22 protein-coding genes and 1 tRNA gene are annotated in these 21,219 nt (G+C 48.6%); 13 read left to right on the forward strand and 10 right to left on the reverse strand.

Going from position 1 to position 21,219, the window contains the following annotated elements:
• Nucleotides 1-1,359 (forward strand): cation-translocating P-type ATPase (locus tag Q1V74_RS05805; RefSeq protein WP_300647457.1); only part of this gene is annotated, 1,359 nt, incomplete at its 5' end.
• Nucleotides 1,360-1,404: 45 nt separating this feature from the next.
• On the forward strand, nucleotides 1,405-3,096 hold the full coding sequence (locus tag Q1V74_RS05810; protein ID WP_300647458.1) for a SulP family inorganic anion transporter: 1,692 nt from the start codon (nucleotides 1,405-1,407) through the stop codon (nucleotides 3,094-3,096).
• Here Q1V74_RS05810 and Q1V74_RS05815 read toward each other — a convergent pair.
• The 3 genes from Q1V74_RS05815 to glpK are packed head-to-tail and all read right to left on the reverse strand — an operon-like array spanning nucleotide 2,993 to nucleotide 5,765.
• Complete coding sequence (locus tag Q1V74_RS05815) at nucleotides 2,993-3,775, reverse strand: lipoate--protein ligase family protein (protein ID WP_300647459.1); 783 nt, start codon at nucleotides 3,773-3,775, stop codon at nucleotides 2,993-2,995. The two genes, Q1V74_RS05810 and Q1V74_RS05815, sit on opposite strands and share 104 nt — an antisense overlap.
• A 2-nt stretch (nucleotides 3,776-3,777) precedes the next feature.
• Nucleotides 3,778-4,245, reverse strand: coding sequence for a TM2 domain-containing protein (locus Q1V74_RS05820; protein WP_300647460.1), 468 nt, complete (start codon nucleotides 4,243-4,245; stop codon nucleotides 3,778-3,780).
• Nucleotides 4,246-4,274: 29 nt separating this feature from the next.
• Nucleotides 4,275-5,765: a glycerol kinase GlpK gene (gene glpK / locus Q1V74_RS05825; protein ID WP_300647461.1), complete on the reverse strand. Its 1,491-nt coding sequence runs from the start codon at nucleotides 5,763-5,765 to the stop codon at nucleotides 4,275-4,277.
• 88 nt (nucleotides 5,766-5,853) lie between these two features.
• On the opposite strand from glpK, the gene Q1V74_RS05830 reads away from it, so the two are divergent.
• The 3 genes from Q1V74_RS05830 to Q1V74_RS05840 all read left to right on the forward strand — a co-directional run bounded on the left by Q1V74_RS05830 (nucleotide 5,854) and on the right by Q1V74_RS05840 (nucleotide 9,698).
• Nucleotides 5,854-7,437, forward strand: coding sequence for a glycerol-3-phosphate dehydrogenase/oxidase (locus Q1V74_RS05830; protein WP_300647462.1), 1,584 nt, complete (start codon nucleotides 5,854-5,856; stop codon nucleotides 7,435-7,437).
• Between the two features lie 116 nt (nucleotides 7,438-7,553).
• Nucleotides 7,554-8,723 carry a hypothetical protein gene (locus tag Q1V74_RS05835; protein WP_300647463.1) on the forward strand — a complete coding sequence of 390 codons (1,170 nt, stop codon included), beginning with the start codon at nucleotides 7,554-7,556 and terminating at the stop codon, nucleotides 8,721-8,723.
• Nucleotides 8,724-8,777: 54 nt separating this feature from the next.
• Complete coding sequence (locus Q1V74_RS05840; RefSeq protein WP_300647464.1) at nucleotides 8,778-9,698, forward strand: hypothetical protein; 921 nt, start codon at nucleotides 8,778-8,780, stop codon at nucleotides 9,696-9,698.
• Between the two features lie 85 nt (nucleotides 9,699-9,783).
• On the opposite strand, the gene Q1V74_RS05845 is transcribed toward Q1V74_RS05840, so the two are convergent.
• The 4 genes from Q1V74_RS05845 to Q1V74_RS05860 all read right to left on the reverse strand — a co-directional run bounded on the left by Q1V74_RS05845 (nucleotide 9,784) and on the right by Q1V74_RS05860 (nucleotide 12,832).
• Nucleotides 9,784-9,860: transfer RNA gene (locus tag Q1V74_RS05845), tRNA-Met, on the reverse strand.
• A 72-nt stretch (nucleotides 9,861-9,932) separates the two neighbouring features.
• Nucleotides 9,933-10,928, reverse strand: a complete 996-nt coding sequence (locus Q1V74_RS05850; protein ID WP_300647465.1) for a tripartite tricarboxylate transporter substrate binding protein — start codon at nucleotides 10,926-10,928, stop codon at nucleotides 9,933-9,935.
• Between the two features lie 9 nt (nucleotides 10,929-10,937).
• Nucleotides 10,938-11,810 carry a carboxylating nicotinate-nucleotide diphosphorylase gene (gene nadC, locus Q1V74_RS05855; protein WP_260648893.1) on the reverse strand — a complete coding sequence of 291 codons (873 nt, stop codon included), beginning with the start codon at nucleotides 11,808-11,810 and terminating at the stop codon, nucleotides 10,938-10,940.
• 134 nt (nucleotides 11,811-11,944) lie between these two features.
• Nucleotides 11,945-12,832 (reverse strand): LysR family transcriptional regulator, encoded by an 888-nt coding sequence (locus Q1V74_RS05860; RefSeq protein ID WP_300647467.1) that lies wholly within the window; start codon nucleotides 12,830-12,832, stop codon nucleotides 11,945-11,947.
• 100 nt (nucleotides 12,833-12,932) lie between these two features.
• Here Q1V74_RS05860 and Q1V74_RS05865 point away from each other — a divergent pair, with 100 nt between their 5' ends.
• The 3 genes from Q1V74_RS05865 to Q1V74_RS05875 are packed head-to-tail and all read left to right on the forward strand — an operon-like array spanning nucleotide 12,933 to nucleotide 15,947.
• A complete protein-coding gene (locus Q1V74_RS05865) occupies nucleotides 12,933-14,234 on the forward strand; it encodes a citrate:proton symporter (protein ID WP_300647469.1) in 1,302 nt (433 codons plus the stop codon).
• A 17-nt stretch (nucleotides 14,235-14,251) separates the two neighbouring features.
• Nucleotides 14,252-15,610 carry an acyclic terpene utilization AtuA family protein gene (locus Q1V74_RS05870; RefSeq protein WP_300647471.1) on the forward strand — a complete coding sequence of 453 codons (1,359 nt, stop codon included), beginning with the start codon at nucleotides 14,252-14,254 and terminating at the stop codon, nucleotides 15,608-15,610.
• Nucleotides 15,597-15,947 carry a hypothetical protein gene (locus Q1V74_RS05875; RefSeq protein WP_300647473.1) on the forward strand — a complete coding sequence of 117 codons (351 nt, stop codon included), beginning with the start codon at nucleotides 15,597-15,599 and terminating at the stop codon, nucleotides 15,945-15,947. Before Q1V74_RS05870 ends, Q1V74_RS05875 begins: the two co-directional genes overlap by 14 nt.
• Here the strand turns inward: Q1V74_RS05875 and Q1V74_RS05880 are convergent.
• Nucleotides 15,889-16,965, reverse strand: coding sequence for a linear amide C-N hydrolase (locus Q1V74_RS05880; protein WP_300647474.1), 1,077 nt, complete (start codon nucleotides 16,963-16,965; stop codon nucleotides 15,889-15,891). The genes Q1V74_RS05875 and Q1V74_RS05880 overlap by 59 nt on opposite strands.
• Before the next feature lie 118 nt (nucleotides 16,966-17,083).
• Between Q1V74_RS05880 and Q1V74_RS05885 the strand changes: the two genes are divergently transcribed.
• Nucleotides 17,084-17,500 carry a carboxymuconolactone decarboxylase family protein gene (locus tag Q1V74_RS05885; protein WP_300647475.1) on the forward strand — a complete coding sequence of 139 codons (417 nt, stop codon included), beginning with the start codon at nucleotides 17,084-17,086 and terminating at the stop codon, nucleotides 17,498-17,500.
• Here Q1V74_RS05885 and Q1V74_RS05890 read toward each other — a convergent pair.
• On the reverse strand, nucleotides 17,497-18,300 hold the full coding sequence (locus Q1V74_RS05890; protein ID WP_300647476.1) for an AraC family transcriptional regulator: 804 nt from the start codon (nucleotides 18,298-18,300) through the stop codon (nucleotides 17,497-17,499). The two genes, Q1V74_RS05885 and Q1V74_RS05890, sit on opposite strands and share 4 nt — an antisense overlap.
• Before the next feature lie 78 nt (nucleotides 18,301-18,378).
• Here Q1V74_RS05890 and Q1V74_RS05895 point away from each other — a divergent pair, with 78 nt between their 5' ends.
• From Q1V74_RS05895 to Q1V74_RS05910, 4 genes are all read left to right on the forward strand, one after another.
• Nucleotides 18,379-19,542 (forward strand): MFS transporter, encoded by a 1,164-nt coding sequence (locus Q1V74_RS05895; RefSeq protein WP_300647477.1) that lies wholly within the window; start codon nucleotides 18,379-18,381, stop codon nucleotides 19,540-19,542.
• A gap of 138 nt (nucleotides 19,543-19,680) precedes the next feature.
• Nucleotides 19,681-20,154 (forward strand): lipocalin family protein, encoded by a 474-nt coding sequence (locus Q1V74_RS05900; protein WP_300647478.1) that lies wholly within the window; start codon nucleotides 19,681-19,683, stop codon nucleotides 20,152-20,154.
• 24 nt (nucleotides 20,155-20,178) lie between these two features.
• Entirely contained in the window at nucleotides 20,179-20,811 is a 633-nt protein-coding gene (locus tag Q1V74_RS05905) for an energy-coupling factor ABC transporter permease (RefSeq protein ID WP_300647479.1), read from the forward strand.
• Between the two features lie 17 nt (nucleotides 20,812-20,828).
• The gene (locus Q1V74_RS05910) at nucleotides 20,829-21,077 is read left to right on the forward strand and encodes a hypothetical protein (RefSeq protein WP_260648889.1); all 249 of its coding nucleotides are present in this window, start codon (nucleotides 20,829-20,831) and stop codon (nucleotides 21,075-21,077) included.
• Here the strand turns inward: Q1V74_RS05910 and Q1V74_RS05915 are convergent.
• Nucleotides 21,054-21,212: a YeeE/YedE thiosulfate transporter family protein gene (locus Q1V74_RS05915; protein ID WP_300647480.1), complete on the reverse strand. Its 159-nt coding sequence runs from the start codon at nucleotides 21,210-21,212 to the stop codon at nucleotides 21,054-21,056. The genes Q1V74_RS05910 and Q1V74_RS05915 overlap by 24 nt on opposite strands.
• Nucleotides 21,213-21,219 lie beyond the last annotated feature (7 nt).

The raw sequence follows: 21,219 nt of genomic DNA on the forward strand, positions 1-21,219 counted from the left end.
GAAAGTTTACCTGTACTTAAGCAGAGCGGAGATAGGCTGTATGCGGGTTCGATTAACGGCATGGGCGAGCTGCAATACCGCACACAAGGTACTTATGATGAGAGTTTGCTAGCTCGTATTGCCATTTCAGTGCAGCAAGCACAACAAAGCAAAGCGCCTGTACAGCGTTTTGTGGATCGTTTTTCTCAGGTGTATACGCCTATCGTGACGTTTGGAGCTTTAGCGCTTGCCTTATTAGGTCCATGGTTGTTTGGTGGTACGTGGTTGGATTGGGTTTATAAAGCACTGGTTTTGTTAGTGATTGCTTGCCCCTGCGCATTAGTGATTTCCACACCGGTAGCAGTAGTAAGCGCTTTAGCTACTGCCGCCAAGGCAGGTCTATTGGTAAAAGGGGGATTACATTTAGAGCGCGCTCGACGATTGGACTATTTAGCGGTAGATAAAACGGGCACGATTACAGCAGGGATGCCGGTTTTACAGGACCAATGGGTGGCGCCAGCGTACCCATTAGAAACGGTGGAGCAGATGGCTTATGCTTTGGCGAGCCGTTCTGATCATCCGGCTTCGCAAGCGCTAGCACGCTCACTGGAGGGGGCTGTGTCCGCATTGCCGGTAAAGGATTTTCAAGCGGTTGCGGGAGCGGGTGTGATGGCCACACAAAACGGTGTGAGCTGGCAGCTTGGGCGTTTAAGCTGGCTGAGCCATGCACCGCTTAGTGCAGACTTAATATCTTGGCAGAAAACATGGCAACAAGCGGGAGCCAGTTTTGTTTACTTAGCCAAAGCACAGCAGGTGGTTGCCGCGTTTGCGATTGCAGATCAAATAAAATCCGGGGTCCAGGCCGTAATGGCTGATTTATCTCGGCTAGGAGTAAAGGTGGAAGTGTTATCGGGAGATAACAGCGCGGCTGTGCAGCATGTAGCAAACCAGGCAGGGATTCCTCTAGCCCAAGGGGATTTACTACCAGAAGATAAGTTACGCATTATCACAGAGCGTACACAAACTGAAGGGTTTAGTGCCATGGTAGGAGATGGAATTAATGATGCTCCCGCTTTGGCAAAAGCAGACCTAAGTTTTGCTATGGGGGCGTTAGGGTCGGACATGGCCATTGAAACGGCAGACATTGCAATTATGAATGACGACCTTGCTAACATCCCGTATACGATTCGTTTGTCTCAGCGGTTACATCGTGTTTTGGTGCAGAATATTAGTGCCGCAATTGGAATTAAATTGGTGTTTTTAGCGCTTGCTATAGCTGGGGTAGCAACGATGTGGATGGCCGTTTTTGCCGACGTAGGAGCAAGCCTATTAGTGGTTTTGAATAGCTTGCGGTTGCTAAAATCGACGCCAAGCGCTTAAATAAATAGATACAGTTAATCAATTATTTATTTAGGATAGTCTTCAATGATCGCTTTACTCGAGGCCAAGCGCGCCGGCTTGTTGGCGCGTAAACATTGGGTTTCAAACTGTATCGCGGGCATTATTGTCGGGGTTGTGGCGCTGCCCTTGGCCATGGCCTTTGCTATTGCGTCGGGCGTTAAACCAGAACAGGGGATTTACACCGCGATTGTAGCCGGCCTGGCCGTCTCGATTTTAGGTGGTAGCCGCGTTCAGATTGCAGGGCCTACCGGGGCGTTTATCGTGATTCTGTCTGCCATCGTGGCGCAACATGGCGTGGATGGCTTACAGATAGCTACGCTGATGGCGGGGGTTATTCTTTTGCTGCTGGGCGCTGCGCGCTTGGGAGCAATTATTAAGTTTATCCCCGCTCCTGTTATTGTGGGGTTTACGGCGGGGATTGGTGTCATTATCTGGGTAGGGCAGTGGAAAGATTTTTTTGGCTTGCCCGCTGTAACAGGGCAGCATTTTCATGAAAAGTTCTGGCAGCTGATCACCTCTTTCCCTCAAATGGATTTGATGACGACTTTTGTTGCTGTTTTGTCGTTATTGATTGTGATTTATACGCCGCGTATCCCTCGCATGCAGCGTATTCCTGGTCCTTTGGTCGCGCTGGTGGTGTTGACCTTGGTGCAGTCGATTTTTCAGTTCTCTAGTGTGGCAACCATTGGGAGTGCTTTTGGGGAAATCCCTCGGGGGCTGCCCAGTTTTCAGCTACCTGAAATCAGTCTTAACCGCTTGGTTGAGCTCATTGGTCCGGCTTTTGCTATTGCCATGCTGGGGGCAATTGAGTCGTTATTATCAGCGGTGGTGGCAGACAGCATGAGCAATACGCGCCACAACTCGAATCAGGAGCTCATCGGACAGGGGGTAGCTAATATTCTAGCACCGCTTTTTGGGGGGATTGCGGCCACAGGCGCGATTGCGCGTACAGCTACCAACGTTCGTAATGGGGGAAATAGTCCCATTGCTGGTATTGTGCATGCCATTGTACTGATGCTGGTGCTAATTGTTTTAGCTCCCTTAGCCGTACACATTCCTTTGGCCACTTTAGCGGCGATTTTATTTATGGTCGCATGGAATATGAGCCAGCCTCGGCTTGTGTGGCATACAATTCGAAGCGCGCCTAAAGCGGATGTGCTGATTTTGCTCGTCACCCTGGGGTTGACGGTTTTTGCTGATTTGGTTGTCGCTGTCAATATCGGGGTTGTGCTAGCCATGCTGCATTTTTTAAAGCGCATGGCCGATAGTGTACGTGTTGAACCTCAGTCAGCGCGTGCTTTAAAGCGAGAATTTGCTGCGGATGCCATCCAAGTGCCGGCTCATGTGGCGGTCTTTAGCGTAGAGGGGCCTTTTTTCTTTGCTGCGGTGGACCCTTTTGAGCGCGCATTGGAGCAGGTGGATAGCAATGTGCATACTGTGGTGTTACGTTTACATCATGTGCCGTTTGCCGATGGTACAGCTTTATCGGCTCTGGACAAGGCCGTAGATAGCTGCAAGCGTAAACAGATCCGCTTATTATTATCCGAGGTTAACCCAGCGATTCGCCGTAAGCTTAATCGTATGGGGATTACGAAAAAATTGGGAGCGAGTGCTATTCATGATTCGATTCCGAGTGTGATGACAATGCTTGATCATGAGGCACAGCTTGCTGACGCAAATGGTATTGCAACCGAGACAGCCACTGCTCAGAGCTAATGTTTAGGGTATTAAGGCTAACAATACGTTGGGCCTGGTAGCGTTGTGTGCGCTCTAGTGTTTGTTCAACAAGATTAGCGTAGTGAGTGACAAGCTCGTGATCGACGTGGATGAGCACCAGTGCATGGCACAGTACAACATGCCAATCAGACGGGTCGCCTGCTTGGCGAGTGGGTGAGGGAACAGTCAGAGGGGGCGCGCAGCGGCGCCACACCTGTGCCGTACCCACGATTTTTTTGGCTTGGTGCTGGTGCCAAATGGCAAGATTATAACGGCCATCACAAAATGACCCCTCCACCGCTTGGGTATTGGCTTTTATTCCTACATCGGCGAATGCTTTTTGCAGTGGCCGGCATAATAAAGCATAAGCCGGGCCGGCTAAATCCAAAGGGCGTCCGTATTGTCGCCACGCTAAGCTAATGTTCCAGATGCCGTGCCCTTGGGGGACCACACCACCCCCTGATTGACGTACTGTCAGGGGCCAGCCCAGGGCTTGTAGTTGTTGCAGACTGTATTTAAAGCGAGGGTGCTGAGCATAAGTACGAGGCACCACTAGCCCCTGTTGCCCTTGCCAAATAATCGCTTGCGGGCCATGGTGTAGTGTGGACTGAAGCAAATGCTCATCAAAATCGTTAGGGCTGGCCTGTTGTAGATAAGTACGTACGTGAAAAAAAGCCATGTTTATAACCGGAGTGCAAAGTCTTCATCGCTCATTAATACATAGCGTAGCGCGTCAATCCAGCTAATCAGTACAATAAGTGGGGCAAAGAGATAAAAGATAACGATGTAAACTAGCCCCCAACCGATTTGCCCTAAATAAAAGCGATGTATGCCAAGCCAACCTAAAAACACGGCAAGAAAAATGGCTATTTTACGTTTTTTGTGAATACGGTCACTGGGTTCGCCTTGTTGACTTTGTCGGCTAATCCATAGGCTAATGGGGACAGTTAACGCGAGTGCGATCAGCACTTTACCCCAGTTAGCTTGAACATAGCGCTGCATGACTAAAGTAAGATCCTGAAGCTGATGCATAGCCATCCCTGTGATATGAGACAGCCAGATAAAAAGCTCGCTAGTGATTTTCTCCCCAAAGCTTAGTGCCACCAACACTACAATAAAAACGCCAATGGCTAAGGCTAAGTTACGCATAGAAGATCCTTAAATAGAGGGAAAGCCGTTTAGGCGCAGGTTTGTCGAATAGCGTGATTCCACTTATGCATGAGTTCTTGGGCTTGCTCGCGCGAAATCGAGGGCTCAAAGACGCGATCAATTTGCCATAAGTGTTGTAGTTCATCAACATGAGCATAAACACCAGCACTAAGTCCCGCTAAATAGGCTGCGCCAAGTGCCGTCGTTTCGATAAGCGTGGGGCGCACGACTGGGATACCTAATAAGTCAGCCTGAAACTGCATCAATAAATTGTTTTGACTTGCCCCCCCATCTACACGCAGCTCGGTGAGCGGGGCAGAGCCGGTTTGACAGGCATCGCGACTCATGGCTTCAAGTAAGGCGGTGCTTTGATAAGCGATGCTTTCTAAAGCGGCACGGGCAATATGGGCCATAGTACTACCACGGCTTAGTCCGGTAATCGTGCCGCGTGCTTCAGCCTGCCAGTAAGGCGCTCCGAGCCCAGTAAAGGCAGGAACAAACATCACACCACCCGAATCCGGCACACTGAGTGCTAAGGCTTCGATTTGATGACTGTGATCAAAGGCGGCCAGACCATCACGTAACCATTGCACCACCGCCCCCCCGACAAACACGCTTCCCTCTAAGGCATAAGCCGCGTTACTATCATGTTGCGCCGCACAGGTGCTGATGAGTCCATTTTGTGAGGGTTGCGCTTGGTGCCCCGTATGCATGAGCATGAAGCATCCTGTACCATAAGTGTTTTTAGCCATGCCCGCCTGAAAGCAGGCTTGACCAAACAGCGCACTTTGTTGGTCACCCGCTACACCATGAATAGGGATGGAGTGGCCAAAATGACGGGCATCGGTAGTAGCAAAGTAGCTGCTAGACGCTTGTACAGAGGGCAATATCGATTCAGGTATGCCAAATAATTGTAGCAGCTCAGCATCCCACTGTTGGGTGTGGATATTAAAAAGTAGGGTACGTGACGCATTGGTGGTGTCGGTGACATGGGTGCTGGCACCTGATAATTGCCAAATTAACCAGCTATCCACCGTCCCAAAAGCCAGATGCCCTTGTTCTGCCAAATCTCGTGCGTTAGGATGCTGTTCCAGCAGCCACGCGATTTTGGTTGCGGAAAAATACGCATCCAAGCGTAGGCCGGTTTTTTCAAAAATGCGATTTTCGTGACCTTGTTCGCGAAGTTTTGCACACAGGGGTTCAGAGCGCCGGTCTTGCCACACAATAGCGGGGGCAAGCGGTTTTCCAGTGCGTTTATCCCAGAGCAGGGTAGTTTCTCGTTGGTTCGTAATGCCAATGGCTTGTATGTCTTTAGCCTTTAGGTTGGCTTGTTTTAGGACCTGCTGTGCCGTGTGGAGCTGACTATGCCAGATCTCCATGGGATCATGCTCTACCCAACCCGATTGAGGGTAGTGTTGGTTAAACTCTTGTTGTGCCACACTGATGCTATTACCGTAGCGATCAAATACAATGGCACGCGAACTGGATGTGCCTTGGTCTAGCGCAAGTAAATATGTCATATCACCATCATTTCCATGTAATCCTTAAAGTTTACCCCTAGCTTGAATTAAACTATAGGCTGCGTTTGTTTTTTTTGGTTTATCCTTCATGACTTCAAGAATCTCTCCCTTACCAGCAGATCGATCTCAAATCATGGCCGCTTTAGCGCGCATCAACGAGGTTGATCTTATCGTAATCGGTGGTGGAGCAACAGGTTTAGGTATAGCGGTCGATGCCTCGGCGCGTGGTTTATCTGTTGTATTGTTAGAATCACACGACTTTGCTAAAGGCACTTCATCTCGGGCGACGAAACTCGTCCATGGTGGGGTGCGTTATTTGGCACAGGGCAATATTGCGCTTGTGCGCGAAGCCTTACACGAGCGCACAACGTTGCTGCGTAATGCCCCCCATTTGGCCTCGCCCTTGGGCTTTGTGATGCCTTCTTATAAATGCTGGGAAACCCCTTTTTATGGCATCGGGCTTAAAGCGTATGACGCGCTCGCAGGTCAAGATGGTTTAGGAAGCACACGTTTTTTAGGGCGGCGTCAAGCTTTGGCCGCATTGCCTGGTGTAAAAGAGAACGGGCTAAAAGGCGGGGTCATGTATTGGGATGGACAGTTTGATGATGCACGGTTGGCGCTGGCTTTGGCACGTACGGCGGCGGCTAACTCAGCGTTGGTGGTGAACTATTGCCCAGTAGTGGACTTGCTGTATGACAATCAACAAGTTGCTGGGGTGATCTGTGAGGACGCAGAAACCGAAGAGCGCTATACCATTCATTCACGCTGTGTCATTAATGCGACGGGCGTATGGGTGGATGATTTACGGCGTACGGATGCTCAGCATACGCAGCAACCCGTACAGAGCTTGGTGAGCCCAAGTCAAGGAGTACATTTGGTGGTGGATCGGGATTTTTTGCCCAGTGAGCATGCCTTGCTGGTACCGAAAACCGCAGATGGACGCGTGCTTTTTGCAGTGCCTTGGCTAGGAAAAGTGATTTTAGGAACCACGGACACCCCACGTCATGATTTGGCACGTGAGCCAGCAGCGTTCGAGGAGGAAATCACATTTATTTTATCCGAGGCCGCTAATTACTTAGCCAAAGCTCCCACCCGTGCCGATGTACGCAGCGTATGGGTGGGGCTGCGTCCTTTAGTGAAAGCAGATTCGGTTGGTAGCACAAAACAATTAAGTCGTGAACATACTATCTTAAGTAGCTCCTCGGGTTTGGTTACGGTGACAGGGGGGAAATGGACGACTTACCGTGCCATGGCCGAAGATGTCTTAAAACACTGTACGCAGCAGGGGGTGTTAGGGCATTTGGCTCCATCGACGACAAAATCTTTGGTCTTGGTAGGAGCTCCGGTAGATAGGCAAAATCGTAGTTTACAAAGCCAGCCAGATGCGCGTGTTTATGGTAGCGAAGCTGCCTGGGTACAGAGCCTAGACGGAGCGGATCAGGAAATCCTACCCGGGTTGAGCCAAGCAATGGTACGCTTTGCCGTGCGTTATGAGTACGCGCGTACGGTTGAGGATGTTTTGGCACGCCGCAGCCGTTGGTTATTTTTAGATGCAAGGCAATCTGCTCAGGCCGCACCCCATGTGGCTGAAATTCTTGAGCAGGAAGGGATAGAGACGCCACGGCTGGCCGAATTTCTTGCTTTATGTAATCAGTATCAGTTACATGAGTAATTTGAGCACTGAGCTTAACCCTGAGTTTTGTGTGGTAGAGCAAAATTTAGGGTGGTTTGGCTAGCTCTTTATGCTGCTCGTAAAGAGCCAGTATCAATTTGATAAATTTTATACGTATGCAAACATTAAAATCCGTTTTTGCTCGTAATAACTTGTCCAAGCAATGTATTGATATAAGTACATTACGCCAAACAGTAAGCTTGGTTGATGAGATGGCATTTGGTTCGGCCGCTTTTGACCTGTGGTCCGAAGCAAAGAACAAGCGTTTAACCATGGCTTTATCCGAGCAGGCGGTGCAGTATCAGCAAGAGGCTGTGCAGAAAGCGGCTTTATTAGCTTCAGATCAGCCGATTTTAATTCACCATGTTAAACAGCGGTTAAGGGCTATTCAGTCCCAAATGTATGCGAGTGTGATTGGGGCAGGGAGCGGAGAGCTATTGGCTGCCCCTTTGCTGCAATTGAGCGATACAGAAAGATGGGATAACGGTGTGACTCTACAACGAAGCCCAAAAAATAAATCAGCTCGTTTTGAGCTGGAATTTGCGATGGACTGGACTGAAAAATGTAGTTTAGATGTGCCTGTAGTTCATTGGGTCGAAGAGCACACGAATCAACTATGGCAGACGTGGCAACAAAGTGGGCGTAATGTGTTTGCTGTGGTTTCTCCTTCTACGAAATGTTGGAGTAGTGCTAATGAATATACAACACCATCAGCGGTCGCAGAAAAATTAGAGTTTTATGCGGTTAACTATGCCAAGATGCCGTTGCCCTATCAGCAGATTTTTGGGGAGCAGCTAAGCGGAAATAGTTTTTGGTATGCTGAGGCTCCAGTCGTATTACGCAGTCGCGGTGGTAAAGAGATTAAGCTTTTGCTCTACGTTTTTAAAATTGTAGATACCAGAACAATGCAAGAGCTCAGAACATTTTATGTGTTTTGTTCAACTAATCCTGGTTTGGTGTTGACCCCAGAAAAAGTAGCGGTGTGGTTGTTGCAGCATACTGAGAGTAAAAGTTTTTTACGCTATACAGGGCGAGCTTATCACCATCGACCCTTAGGAAATTTTGTAAAACGATTGGGGTTGGATCAAAGATACTTATTAGAGCTAGCTGTAAGGTTTGGAGGGACGGTTTGGGAGTTAAACCAATATCGTCGTTTGCGACCAGTTAATCAACTGTTGTTGGTTACTTTAGGAGAAAAGTCTCTAGATGATACACAGTTTAGCTCATCTTTATTGAAATTATTTAGGCTTAAAGCGCAATTGGGCGAGCAAAAGACACCGTGTTAAAGGTGTTGGGTTCGCTTTTTGTAGTAGTAGGATTTTTAAAGGTTGGGGATGGAGATGGATGCCTCTTTGTCAGCTGAGCTGGTCGCCGTTTTAGTCGCGGTTACGCAAGGTCAGCCGCGTGTACTGACCACGCAGTGTGCACGGGCTTTGCCGGCAGGGCCGTTACAACATTCCCACCGCTCTTTGCAAAATGGGTTGCGACAGTGGGTAGAGGAGCAAACGCAGCACGAGCTGGGTTATGTGGAGCAGCTATATACTTTTGCAGACAAAGGGCGTTTTTATGCTTCGGGCGAGCGCGTGATTTCCGTGAGTTATTTGGCCTTAACCGTAGAAAGCGCGAATGCGGATGTTGCCGAGGTAGGCTGGCAGGACTGGTATCGCTATTTTCCGTGGGAAGACTGGCGTGCTGGCATGCCCGACTTGTTAAGTCAGCATTTGATTCCGGCATTAACAAGGTGGGCGCAGATGGATCGTACTCAAGCCCCTTTGCGTTGGCCACGTGTGGCCTATGCATTTGGTTTGGATGGCTCTCCTTGGAACGAGGACATGGTGCTGCAGCGCTACGAGTTATTATTTGAAGCGGGGTTAGTGGCAGAAGCTACACGTGATAGTAACGAGCTTGGAGAAGAGGGGGCGCTAGGATTGCCGATGCGTTATGATCATCGGCGCATTTTGGCCACAGGTATGGCGCGCTTGCGTGCAAAAATTAAATATCGTCCGGTGATGTTCGAGCTCATGCCCGAAGCATTTACTTTATTGCAATTACAGCAAACCGTAGAAGCGATTGCGGGGCGGGTGTTGCATAAACAAAACTTCCGACGTTTGGTTGAGCAGCAAAATTTAGTAGAAGAAACGGGCGCGATGACAGCGGGCACGGCTGGCCGTCCAGCTAAGCTGTTTCGGTTTAAGGGGGATGTGATTCAGGAGCGAGCGATTGCGGGAACAAAATTACCACTAGCTAAACAAGCGCGTTAGCCTAAAGCGGGCAGAGTGATTTGCCCGTTTTGAAAAATAAGGCATAAAAAAACCCCGCTAAATTTTAGCGGGGTTTTGGGAATTTTGGTGGCTCATCCCTGATTCGAACAGGGGACCTGCGGATTATGATTCCGTCGCTCTAACCTGCTGAGCTAATGAGCCAAGACCTGTAATATAGCATGGTTTTTTAATTTTGTGCAAGTGTTTTTTGCAGAAAAATTAAAAAGGATGAATTTAGTTGATTTGTAAGCCAGCACGTTGTGTAAGTGCGGCAAAGCGATCAATATCCGCATGAATAATGCGTGTAAATTCATCTGCTGTACTACGAGTCGTAGTATAACCTAAATTTTGCAGTTCGTGTTGAATTTTTTCTTGCTGCATAATTTGGCTTAGCTCTTGATTAATTTGTGTGATGATCGCGGATGGGGTGCCGGCTGGTGCGAGCAGCCCATGCCATTGATTTAGCTCATAGTCTTTTATACCAAGCTCAGCCATGGTGGGGACATCAGGCATAACAGGACTGCGCGTGGGAGAGGTAACAGCCAAAGGCTTGAGTTTGCCGTGCTGTACAAAGCCCATCGCGCTGGCAATGGTCACGAAGCCCATGGGAACTTGGCCAGCCATAATATCAGAAACAGCAGGGCCACAGCCCCGATAGGGGATATGAAGTAGTGGTTGTTGGGTGCGTTCGGCTAACATTTCTCCGGCTAGGTGTTGAGGGGTGCCATTGCCACATGAGGCATAGGCGACCGAGCCGGCTTGTGTTTGTGCGAGGGCTTGCTCTAAGGTATTAACCGAGCTGCGTTCGCCGACAATCAATACCGAAGGGATCCATGCCACATTAATGATTGGGGCAAAATCCTTTTTTGGATTAAAGCCAAGTTGTCGGTAAACCCCGGGGTTGATGGCAAACGAACTATTAACCATAAGTAGGGTGTGGCCATCGGCGTGGCTGTCGGCCACATAGCGCGCTCCGATATTGCCACTGGCACCTGGGCGGTTTTCTACGATCACGGGCTGGCGCCAGCGTTGCTCCAAGGCCTCGCCCAGCTTACGCGCTAGCAGGTCGGTACCCCCGCCGGGGGGGAAAGTAACCACAATGGTGACAGGCTTGCTGGGGTAGATGTCTTGGGTTGTGGCGGCGGCCTCGACCTGTGGGCGCCAGGTTAGTGCAGCCACGGCGCTAAGAGCTATGGCGGCCAGGCCAGCCCATAGAGCTTTTGCTTTCATAATGTTTACCTATGCGGGGTTGAGCGCATCTAAACCGATATCTAAAATGGGGGCACTGTGGGTGATCCAGCCGATGGCAAGGCGGTTAACACCTGTGGCAGCAATGGCTGCCGCCGTATCTGGAGTGATTCCTCCGCTCGCTTCACTGATAGCTCGTCCATTAATACGACGTACGGCCTCTTTGAGGGTGGGGATATCCATGTTATCCAATAGAATCACGTCAACACCGAGTGCGAGCGCTTGATCCAACTGTTCTAGAGTATCGACTTCGACTTCGATTTTGACCAGATGACCGATTGCAGCACGCGCGCGTTCTACGGCGGTTTGGATGCTGCCGGCAATAGCAATATGGTTGTCTTTGATGAGGATGGCATCGTCTAAACCAAAGCGATGATTGCTGCCGCCCCCTACACGCACGGCGTATTTTTCGAGATGACGTAACATGGGCGTTGTTTTACGCGTGCAGGTGACCTTGCAGCCCAAAGGGGCAATGCGATCTGCAATTGTAGCTGTGATGCTGGCAATCCCGCTAAGATGGCACAGAAAATTAAGAGCAGTACGCTCCGCGGTGAGCAAAGCTCGTGCTGGCCCAGCGATACGCGCAATGCGGCTACCTGGTTCTAGGCGTGCTCCATCTTGGAGTAAGCTTTCAAAATCGATGCTGGGATCTACCAGCATAAAAGCAAGCCGCGCTAGGTCTAGACCAGCGAGTACACCGGCTTGGCGCGCGACCAAATACAATTCTGACTGAGTGGTAGCGGGGATAATGGCATCGCTAGTGATATCGCCTGCGCGCCCTAAGTCTTCGGCTAGGGTCGCTCGTACTACAGGCTCGATCAGCACCGTAGCTAAAGGCGGTACCGTAGATTGCACGTGATTCATATTATGCTCAAATCGAGTATTAAAAGGTTAAAAAAACACAGCGCGTTATTTTCAACGTGGCAGACTTATACTTTATTTGAGTATAAGTAAAAGGTCAAGGGTCTTATATAAGACTAATCAAGACTGCTCGACGTTTAACTTGTAGAGAAATTAAGCAAAAATTGAATGAATTGTTGGGCAGCTAAGGACGGACTTTGGTTTTCGCGTTGTAAAACAACAAGTTGTCGTTTTAAAGAGGGAGCGGCGATGGGTGTGGAGCGTAGGTGCGTCATGCAGACAGCTTGACTGGCAGAGGTGGGCAAGATCGCAAGCCCTAAGCCGGATTGCACTAGAGCTGCAGCGGTAGAAAGGTAATGGGCTTCTACTGCGATTTCCATTTTAAGTGATAAGGCATGCAAAGCCGCATCGACGATTTGGCGCACGCTGGTATTGAGGGTAGTCACGACTTGTGGGTATTGAATAATATCTGTCAGGCAGGGAGCGCTGATTTGCTCTATAGGATGGCCAATAGGATAAAAAACACTCATTGTGTCCTCTTTCCATGGGGTGTAGCGGATATTTTTTTCTGTGCTTAAATGCGCACCTAATGCAAATTCGATTTCATGGCTTTTAAGCATTTTTATTAGGTTTAGATCTACGGCATCGTGAATTTCGATATGGATGTGGGGATAGGTTTTTTTAAATGGGGGCAGTACCTGTGGCAAAACGGCTGCAGCGATAGATGGCAGAACACCGAGGCGTAGGTGTACAGGCGTTGGTAAATGATTGCTGTTGGCCTGAAATAACCGTTGAGTCGCTTCGTAGAGTTTTTCAATCTCAGGAAAAAGGCGCTGACCATCAGGACTTAAGCGAACGTGTCGTCGATCTCGTTCAAAAAGTTGGACGTTCAAATGTTGTTCCAATTGCTGGATTTGTACGCTGAGCGTGGGTTGCGATACATGTAAGTCTCTGGCCGCTAGTGTAAAGCTTTTGAGTTTGGCTACCGCTAAAAAAGCGCGAAGATGTTTGGCACCATGAATCATAGGAAAACCTAATAACTATTATAAGATTATTTCAATTTACTAATAAATCAAGCTATTTACAATACGTTAAATAATCCATAAAAGTAAAGGAGACATAGACATGTTGGCACTCTTAGGGTTGTTGACGATTGTTATTTTGCTTGCGAGCATCATGACAAATCGTCTCTCAGCGCTGGTGGCACTGATTATTGTGCCTATTGTGGCTGCCTTGCTTGGTGGCTTTGGTACAGAAACGGGCGCATTTATCGTTAGTGGTATCAAGTCCATTGCGCCGATGGCGAGCATGTTCATTTTTGCCATTTTATTTTTTGGCATATTGAATGACGCGGGCACACTGGAGCCGATTATTCGGCGTATTTTGCGGCTAGTGGGCAATCATCCCGCTCGTATTACTTTAGGCACGGCAGTGTTAGCAACATTGGCACATTTAGATGGATCTGGGGCATCAACCTTTTTAGTTGTGGTGCCTGCTATGCTGCCCTTGTTTGAGCGTTTACAGCTAGATAAGCGCGTATTGGCTTGCGTGGTAGCAATGAGCGCTGGGGTGGCGAATATGCTGCCTTGGGGTGGGCCAACGCTACGAGCTATTAGTTCCTTAGATAGCACTATTACTGAACTTTATACCCCTATGCTACCAGTACAAATAGCGGGCTTACTGTTTGTCTATGTGACGGCATGGTGGTTAGGTAAAAAGGAAGAAGGGCGTTTGCAGCGTGCTGGGGTGAGCCTGGGCATGGGTACAACCGAGGCCCAAGAATCCGTGTCATGCTCTGATTTGCATCGTCCTTATTTGTTCTGGGTCAATATCACGTTAGTGGTTGTGGTGCTGTATGCCATGATAGCTAACTGGGCTCCACCGGTTGTGTGTTTTATGGTGGGGACCGTATTGGCGTTATTGCTGAATTACCCTAAAGCGCAAGCACAGCGCGAGCGTATTGATGCGCATGCGAAAGCAGCACTGATGATGGCTAGTGTGTTATTTGCGGCAGGGGTATTTATTGGCATTATGAAAGAGAGCAAAATGCTCAGCGAAATGGCGTTGTTTGCCGCTGCGCATGTGCCGGCCGATCAAGCGCAGTATTTGCCTTTGGTCACCGCTATTTTTTCTATGCCGTTGAGTCTATTGTTTGATCCTGATAGTTTTTACTTTGGCGTTTTACCCGTTATGGCAGAGGCTGGACAGCTATTGGGCGTAGATCCCATTAGTATGGGACAAGCAGCGATTATGGGACAAATGACCACCGGGTTTCCGATTAGCCCTCTGACCCCAGCTACCTTTTTATTGGTTGGCTTATGTGGGATTGAACTGGGCGCGCATCAACGCTTTAGCTTCTTATATTTATGGGCGGCCTCTTTAGTGATGACGTTTGTGGCGATCTTGGTTGGTGTTATCCCTATTTAAAAGCAAAGGTGATCACAATGAAAACGATTCGTTTAGGAGCTGGGGCGGGGTTTGCTGGGGATCGTATTGAGCCGGCTCAGGCTTTAGCTCAGCAAGCGCAGTTAGACTATTTGATTTTCGAGGCATTAGCCGAGCGTACGATAGCTCTGGCGCAGCAGCGTAAGCAAGCGGATGCGCAAACGGGTTATGACTTGTTGCTCGAGGCACGTTTTCGCGCGGTGTTGCCGGCGTGTGTAGCCAACCGCACTAAAATTATCACGAATATGGGAGCCGCAAATCCGTTAGCAGCAGCTCAACGAGTACGAAAATTAGCGGATAGCATGGGCTTGACGCAGCTTAAAATAGCCTCCGTCACAGGGGATAATGTGACGGATTACATTAAAGCCCATGACTTGCCTTTGTTGGAAACAGGACAGTCCTCACAAACATTAAAATCCATGCTTTCGGCAAATGCCTATTTGGGCGTAACGGGAATTGTGCAGGCGCTTGAGCTAGGAGCAGATGTCGTCATCACTGGCCGTGTCGCGGACCCTGCTTTATATTTAGCACCGTGCGTGTACGAGTTTGGTTGGGAGCTAACGGATTGGGAGCGATTAGGTAAAGGCACTGCCGTTGGTCATTTACTCGAGTGTGCAGGACAGCTTACGGGGGGGTATTATGCCGATCCGGTTAAAAAACCCGTGGCTGGTCTGGCGAATCTTGGTTTTCCTTATGCTGATGTCGATGCTTTAGGGAATGCGGTTTTTTCGAAGCTAGCGCAAAGTGGGGGGGAGCTCTCTATTGCTAATTGCACGGAACAGCTCCTTTATGAGATTCATGATCCCCATTGCTATCTGACGCCTGATGTACAAGCGGATTTTAGTCAGGTGCAATTTACGCAAGTTGGACCATCACAAATTGCTATACAGGGTGCGTCGGGTCGAGAAAAAAGTGGTTTGCTTAAGGTATCTATTGGCTATCAAGATGGTTATGTAGGCACTGGAGAAATCGCTTACGCAGGGCCAAGTGCTAAAGAGCGAGCGGAGCTTGCGTATCAAGTGGTGCAGGAGCGACTACAGCAGTTAGGGGTAGACTATAGTGAGTTGCGTGGCGATCTAATAGGAGTGAGCGCTTTGCATGGTGATGCAATTAGCACGAGTTATCAACGTATTGCTCCGTATGAGGTCTTGTTGCGTGTCTCAGGACGAACACAAACACGAGAGGCAGCACAAACCATAGGCAATGAGGTTGAAGCGCTTTATACCAATGGGCCAGCCGGCGGCGGGGGCGCAAAGAAATGGGTCAAAGAGATCGTGGCGGTGGCATCGGTGCTTATCCCTGAACAGGTAGTGCAGCCTATTGTAAAAATCTGGGAGACTTCGGATGCATCTTTATGATTTTGCTCATGCCAGAACTGGTGATAAAGGCAATACTTCCACTTTATCCGTGATCACTTATCAGGCGTCGGATTTTATATGGTTAAAACGGTTTTTAACTGCGGAGCGAGTGCAGCAGTTTTTAGGAGAAAAAGTTAAAGGCTCTGTGATCCGTTACGAGCTCCCCCAGCTCCATGCTTTGCATTTTGTGTTAGAGGGAGCTTTGGGGGGAGGGGTTACGCGCTCGCTGGCCGTAGATGCGCATGGTAAAAGCCTTAGCTATGCGTTATTAGCCATGCCTATTCCTGAGCAAGTCCTAAAAAGTGAAAAGGCTCACTGCGCTGAAAAGCATGGCTAACCTCGCCAGCATAAATATTGGCCTGATTAGGTCCAAGGGTGAGCTTTTTAACCTGTCCTGTTTTTTCCGAGAAGTCTATTTGTTTTAGGTCGACCCAAAAAACGTTCGGTGCTAGAGCAGACTCAAAAAAATACAGCTGGTTTTTGTGGTCAGCGAGAGTACGCCAACGCGTGGAGGAAATATTAGGCTGATCGGGGGTGCTGACCCCATAGGGCACGGATACGTTACGAATGATGCTTAAGGCGCTGGCAAGAGCATCTACTGGATTATCAGTTTTGGGAATCGCATTGACGTAAAAAGAAGCTCTTGCAAAACGATCTGCAGCTCGGTTAGTGCCGGGCAGCATATTGAGCCCACCAATTTGTGCCCAATAGGTATTGAGAGCAAGCTGTTGTTCAAAAGTAGGGGAGTTGGTCATTACCTGATAGCTACGGTCATGATGAATGACTTGTTTGCCATCAATATATTCAATGATTGCGCTGTCGCCACTGGCATCGGATAAAGAGAGGTGTAGTGTGGCGAGCCGGTCTTCGCCAGGAAGTTTATCAGTAACGAGAGTAAAAGGTTGTTGTGCTAGGGCTTCAACAGCTTCTTGTACCGTAGCATAATTATCCAGCACATATTGAGACCACGCTGAAATAGATAGGCCAGGCGTACTGCCATCATAAATAGGATAAGAAGACTCTACTAGCCAAAGTACATTGGCGACGAGCCCTTTTTCATTCATGCCGTCTGTAGTGGCAATATCATAACCAGAAGCGATAATGCTGCCGTATTTGGACTGCCATTGAATAGAGTTTGGACCTGCCTCACCTGAGCGTTTCATGCCCCGAGGGAATATCCATAAATTCGTGCCTATATCCGATTTCCAGTCCATGGAGCGAGCGGTAATGACATGTTGCTGTTCTCCTAGATAGACCACACGAGTGCAGGCATAAGTCGGGAGGAGGTGGGCAACAAAAAGTACACTAGCGACTGAAAGTCGAAACCAGCGATTCAGTTTGCAGAGGGATGACATGGATAAATTCCCTAATAAAGAAAACCTTTTTACTTGCTTATTGTAAAGTCTTTTGCAAAATAAGGCAGGCGCCATTTGCTACTATAGGGTGTTTGTTTTTATTGTATGGAGAAAGAACATGACCACAGATCGTTATCAAAAAGGTTTAGACAAACTTAAAGAGCTGACGGTGCCTACCCCTGACTGTGCCACTGGGCACATGGATATTGGTGCCGGTTTTAAAGACGTGGCACCGGATTTGCAGCGTTGGGTGGTGGAGTTTGCGTTTGGTGATGTGTATGCACGGCCAGGCTTAGATAATAAACAAAAAGTACTGACCACCATTTCCGCTTTAGTCGCCCAAGGCACGCCTCAGATTGGGATGCATGTGGTGACAGGATTAAATGTAGGGCTGACCCCCGATGAAATTGTTGGTTGTATTATGCATTTGGTGCCATATGTGGGGTTTCCGCGCGCACTAAATGCATTACGCGTCGCGCAAGACGTGTTTGCTGAGCAGGGCGTGAAAATCAGTCAAGCGCAAGACTTGGCTTAAAGCTGAAATTGTCCAGGCGTTACGCCTACGATTTGCTTAAAAAGCGCAATCAATGCACTGGGGGATTCATAACCAAGATCGCTAGCAATGCGTTTGACGGCATGGCCTTCCCCCAGTTTTTGTAAAGCTAATAAAATCAAGAGTTGTTGGCGCCATCGACGAAAACTCATACCGGTTTGTTTTTGAATATGGCGCGCTAGCGTTCGCTCACTGCAGGCAAAGCGTTGCGCCCATGTGCTGAGTCGAATCCGTTGTTGAGGATGCTGCAAAATCGACTGTGCCATTTGTTGCAAGCGTGGCTCTGTGGGCAATGGCGCATACAAATCTAAGGTTTTAACTTGTTGTAGTCCCATGATCAGTACTTCTTGCATGGCACAAGTCAACGCGTTGTTTTCATACGGGTAGGGTTCGTGAGCCAACTGTTGGATAAGGGCTTGAATCCAAGCGGGTATGGCAAGTAATTGAGCGGTGGCTGGCAGCTGACCAATACAGCGATCAATAAACACATAAGACACCTTTGCATTGGCTGAGCTATGGTTGCTATGGATATGTTCAGCTGGGATCCACATGGCACTGTTTGGGGGCACCAGCCAATAGCCGTTTTCTACCTTGCAGGTTACTACGCCTTGATGCACAAGAATTAATTGGCCATTTTGATGTTGATGCAATGGCAGCTCTGCCGCTGTTTTCCCAATTTGTGTCTGTAATACGAATAAAGCCCCCGTTAATTGGTCTGGGTTAATAGGGCTCATGCCGTAGGCGTGCCACGGGTTTGTCTGATTTGAGCTATTGATTGTCATATTAACGCCTTTATGACGGGGAAGGGATGACGTAAAGTCATCCTATTACTTTGTTACTGTTATAGCTTTAGGATAACTATGAAATTATTACGACGCCCTGAATGGTTGATTTTGGGCATTGTGTGTATTGCTGCTAACCTGCGCGCGCCGATTACGAGCTTGCCGACTGTGGTGGATTTAATCCAGATTGATACGGGGTTAAGTTCAGCAGCTCTGGGTTTGTTGACTTCTTTGCCGTTATTTGTATTTGCCTTGGTGTCATTGTGTAGTGCTAGCGTTGCTCAGCGCTTTGGGTTGGAGCGTAGTCTTTATTATGCCATTTGGTTCATGTTAATTGGAGTAGGGCTACGTTCTTTACCGCATTTAGCCGCTCTTTATATGGGTAACAATATCATTGCGGTGGGCATCGCATTGGGTAATGTGCTTTTGCCAGGTTTAATTAAGCGCGATTTCCCCCAGCGTATTGCGTTGATTACCTCCTTGTATGCTTTGAGCATGGGAATTATTGCTGCTCTGGTATCAGCGGTGACCGTGCCTATTGCGCATGTTTGGGGTTGGCGTATAGCCCTTTTGGCCATGAGTCTAATGATTCTTATTACGTTAGTGGTGTGGTGGCCACAACGTCACAAAGGCCGTCCTCAAGCAGAGCAGCGTCGCCGTAGTGCATCAATATCTTTATGGCGTCATCCTTTAGCGTGGCAGGTATCGCTATTTCTGGGTTTGAATTCTTTGATGTATTACATTGTTGTTAGCTGGTTGCCGGCTATGTTGCAGGCGTCGGGTTTTAGCGCCGATGAGGCAGCAAGCATGCAGGGGGTTTTGCAGTTAGCAACAGCCATACCGGGTTTGGTTATTGTGCCATTGATTGCTCGTTTTAAAGATCAACGTATAGTGGTGGTACTCATGATGCTGCCAGTGTTTGTGGGGCTGCTGGGGCTGTGGTTGTATCCGGATGCCGCCTGGTGGTGGAGTGTTATTTTAGGTTTTGGTTCGGGGGCGGTTTTTGTGCTGGCACTATCTTTTGTGGGAATGCGAGTCGCGACCGCGCCTTTGGCCGCGGCGTTGTCGGGGATGGCGCAGTTTATCGGCTATTTATTAGCGGCAGGAGGACCCGCATTAACGGGTAAGATGCATGATATTAGCCAATCCTGGGCGAGTACTTTGATTTTTTGTCTTGTGATTGCTGTGATGATGCTAATCAGTGGTTTATATGCTGGGCGAGATCAGCAGATTCAAGCCTAAAACTGAAACAGCCTGTCTTTTTTACTCAGGTAGGCCAAGGGTGCGGTATGCTAGCTCTAATGCGATAAGGAGAAAACCATGCGAAAGTGGCTCATAGTAGTAGGCGTCATATTTTTGAGCGCTTGCTCGAAGGCGCACATGTTACCGACCCAACCAGATGTCAACTTACAGCGTTATGCAGGGACGTGGTATGAACAGGCTCGACTGCCAAATCGCTTTCAAAAGCAGTGTGCAAAAGACGTCCAAGCTCACTATATATTTCAAGTAAACTCCTTACTGGTAAAAAATCAGTGTGTGCAGGCAAATGGTGAGGGAGTAGAAGCGCAGGGCGAAGGTCGGTTATCTGATGCGGTGACACCATTAAACCCAGCCGTACTGGAGGTACGCTTTGCGCCCAAGTGGTTATCTTGGCTACCGTTGGTGTGGGGGGACTATTGGATTCTAAAAATAGAAGGCGACTACCAAGCCGCTTTGGTAGGCTCGCCAAACCGGAAGTATTTATGGGTGTTGTCACGATCCCCCCAAGAGGATCCGCATGTGGTTACTCAGCTTATTAATTATGCCCAGAGCCTAGGCTTTGATACTCAGCAGATGATTACGCATAATAACTAATATCAGCTATTCTCAGGAAACACCATGGTGAGCTTATTGGTCGCTTTGGCCGTGACAGCCGTCGCTGCTTGGCATTTTGATTGGCGTGCTTTTATTAAAGATACAGCTATACAACAGCTCAGTCTGATTTGCATGCTAATTCTGGTCTCTTTGTGGATGGTACGTACGGGTATTCAACCAGGCTTACATTTGCATTTTTTGGGGTTAACTACTTTGGCGTTAATGCTGGGGTGGCGCTTAAGCCTTTTGGTTGCTAGTGTGGCATTACTGGTAAGTACACTCATGGGAGTCGATCAATGGGCGCTGTTCGGCATGAATTGGTTGTATGGCGTCGTGTGGCCGATTAGCTTGAGCTATTTTATTTTTTTATTGAGCTACAGCTACATGCCACGCCATTTGTTTGTTTATATTTTTATTGCAGGTTTTGCTAATGCGGCGCTTACCATTACGGCGCAAATGGGCGCATTTGCTTTGTATTATGCTTGGCAGGATCTCTACAGTTGGCGTGTATTGGTCGAAGACTATTTAAAAATAATCCCTTTAATGTTATTTCCCGAGGGATTGATCAATGGGATGTCGATTGCTACGCTAGTGGTATATAAACCCGAGTGGGTGTGTACATTTTTGGATAAGGATTATTTGCATAAAAAGTCTTAATGCAAAAGGAAAAAGAGATGCGTAGAGGTTTGCGGATGAGTGGGTTGGTTGGCTTGGTTTGTTTATTAACCGCTTGTGGTAGCCCCTCTGGGCCCACAGCACCACCGGCAGCTGGGGTAACCAATGCGGCGGCTTGTCGTTGGGATCCACAAAGCTGCATGTACGAGGGCTCGTATGAGCCCGGAGAAAGAGAGTTTGCCGAACAGCGTGCTAAAGATTTGAATCGAGCTGCTGCACGTAAATTACGGCGAGCTAGTTGGTGGTAATGGGTATTTGGCCCCAATTCGTGCCCCTAGTAGAATACCAAGACAAGCGATAAGCGAACTCAGCGATAGCGTAGATAAGCCACCAAGACCTTGTCCTATAGAGCAGCCCAAGGCCAGCACCCCGCCTATGCCCATGAACACA

The organism is Paenalcaligenes sp. (genome assembly GCF_030152715.1).
Classification (GTDB): domain Bacteria; phylum Pseudomonadota; class Gammaproteobacteria; order Burkholderiales; family Burkholderiaceae_B; genus Paenalcaligenes; species Paenalcaligenes hermetiae.

Bases quoted from the DNA above. Each gene is read 5' to 3' on its own strand.
- Q1V74_RS05895 (WP_300647477.1), top strand. From the start codon at position 18,379: ATGAAATTATTACGACGCCCTGAATGGTTGATTTTGGGCATTGTGTGT.
- Q1V74_RS05810 (WP_300647458.1), top strand. From the start codon at position 1,405: ATGATCGCTTTACTCGAGGCCAAGCGCGCCGGCTTGTTGGCGCGTAAA.
- Q1V74_RS05915 (WP_300647480.1), bottom strand. From the start codon at position 21,212: ATGGGCATAGGCGGGGTGCTGGCCTTGGGCTGCTCTATAGGACAAGGT.
- glpK (WP_300647461.1), bottom strand. From the start codon at position 5,765: ATGACATATTTACTTGCGCTAGACCAAGGCACATCCAGTTCGCGTGCC.
- Q1V74_RS05885 (WP_300647475.1), top strand. From the start codon at position 17,084: ATGACCACAGATCGTTATCAAAAAGGTTTAGACAAACTTAAAGAGCTG.
- Q1V74_RS05900 (WP_300647478.1), top strand. From the start codon at position 19,681: ATGTTACCGACCCAACCAGATGTCAACTTACAGCGTTATGCAGGGACG.
- Q1V74_RS05865 (WP_300647469.1), top strand. From the start codon at position 12,933: ATGTTGGCACTCTTAGGGTTGTTGACGATTGTTATTTTGCTTGCGAGC.
- Q1V74_RS05880 (WP_300647474.1), bottom strand. From the start codon at position 16,965: ATGTCATCCCTCTGCAAACTGAATCGCTGGTTTCGACTTTCAGTCGCT.
- Q1V74_RS05840 (WP_300647464.1), top strand. From the start codon at position 8,778: ATGGATGCCTCTTTGTCAGCTGAGCTGGTCGCCGTTTTAGTCGCGGTT.
- Q1V74_RS05860 (WP_300647467.1), bottom strand. From the start codon at position 12,832: ATGATTCATGGTGCCAAACATCTTCGCGCTTTTTTAGCGGTAGCCAAA.
- Q1V74_RS05815 (WP_300647459.1), bottom strand. From the start codon at position 3,775: ATGGCTTTTTTTCACGTACGTACTTATCTACAACAGGCCAGCCCTAAC.
- Q1V74_RS05910 (WP_260648889.1), top strand. From the start codon at position 20,829: ATGCGTAGAGGTTTGCGGATGAGTGGGTTGGTTGGCTTGGTTTGTTTA.
- Q1V74_RS05875 (WP_300647473.1), top strand. From the start codon at position 15,597: ATGCATCTTTATGATTTTGCTCATGCCAGAACTGGTGATAAAGGCAAT.
- Q1V74_RS05830 (WP_300647462.1), top strand. From the start codon at position 5,854: ATGACTTCAAGAATCTCTCCCTTACCAGCAGATCGATCTCAAATCATG.
- Q1V74_RS05820 (WP_300647460.1), bottom strand. From the start codon at position 4,245: ATGCGTAACTTAGCCTTAGCCATTGGCGTTTTTATTGTAGTGTTGGTG.
- Q1V74_RS05835 (WP_300647463.1), top strand. From the start codon at position 7,554: ATGCAAACATTAAAATCCGTTTTTGCTCGTAATAACTTGTCCAAGCAA.
- Q1V74_RS05890 (WP_300647476.1), bottom strand. From the start codon at position 18,300: ATGACAATCAATAGCTCAAATCAGACAAACCCGTGGCACGCCTACGGC.
- Q1V74_RS05870 (WP_300647471.1), top strand. From the start codon at position 14,252: ATGAAAACGATTCGTTTAGGAGCTGGGGCGGGGTTTGCTGGGGATCGT.
- Q1V74_RS05905 (WP_300647479.1), top strand. From the start codon at position 20,179: ATGGTGAGCTTATTGGTCGCTTTGGCCGTGACAGCCGTCGCTGCTTGG.
- Q1V74_RS05850 (WP_300647465.1), bottom strand. From the start codon at position 10,928: ATGAAAGCAAAAGCTCTATGGGCTGGCCTGGCCGCCATAGCTCTTAGC.
- nadC (WP_260648893.1), bottom strand. From the start codon at position 11,810: ATGAATCACGTGCAATCTACGGTACCGCCTTTAGCTACGGTGCTGATC.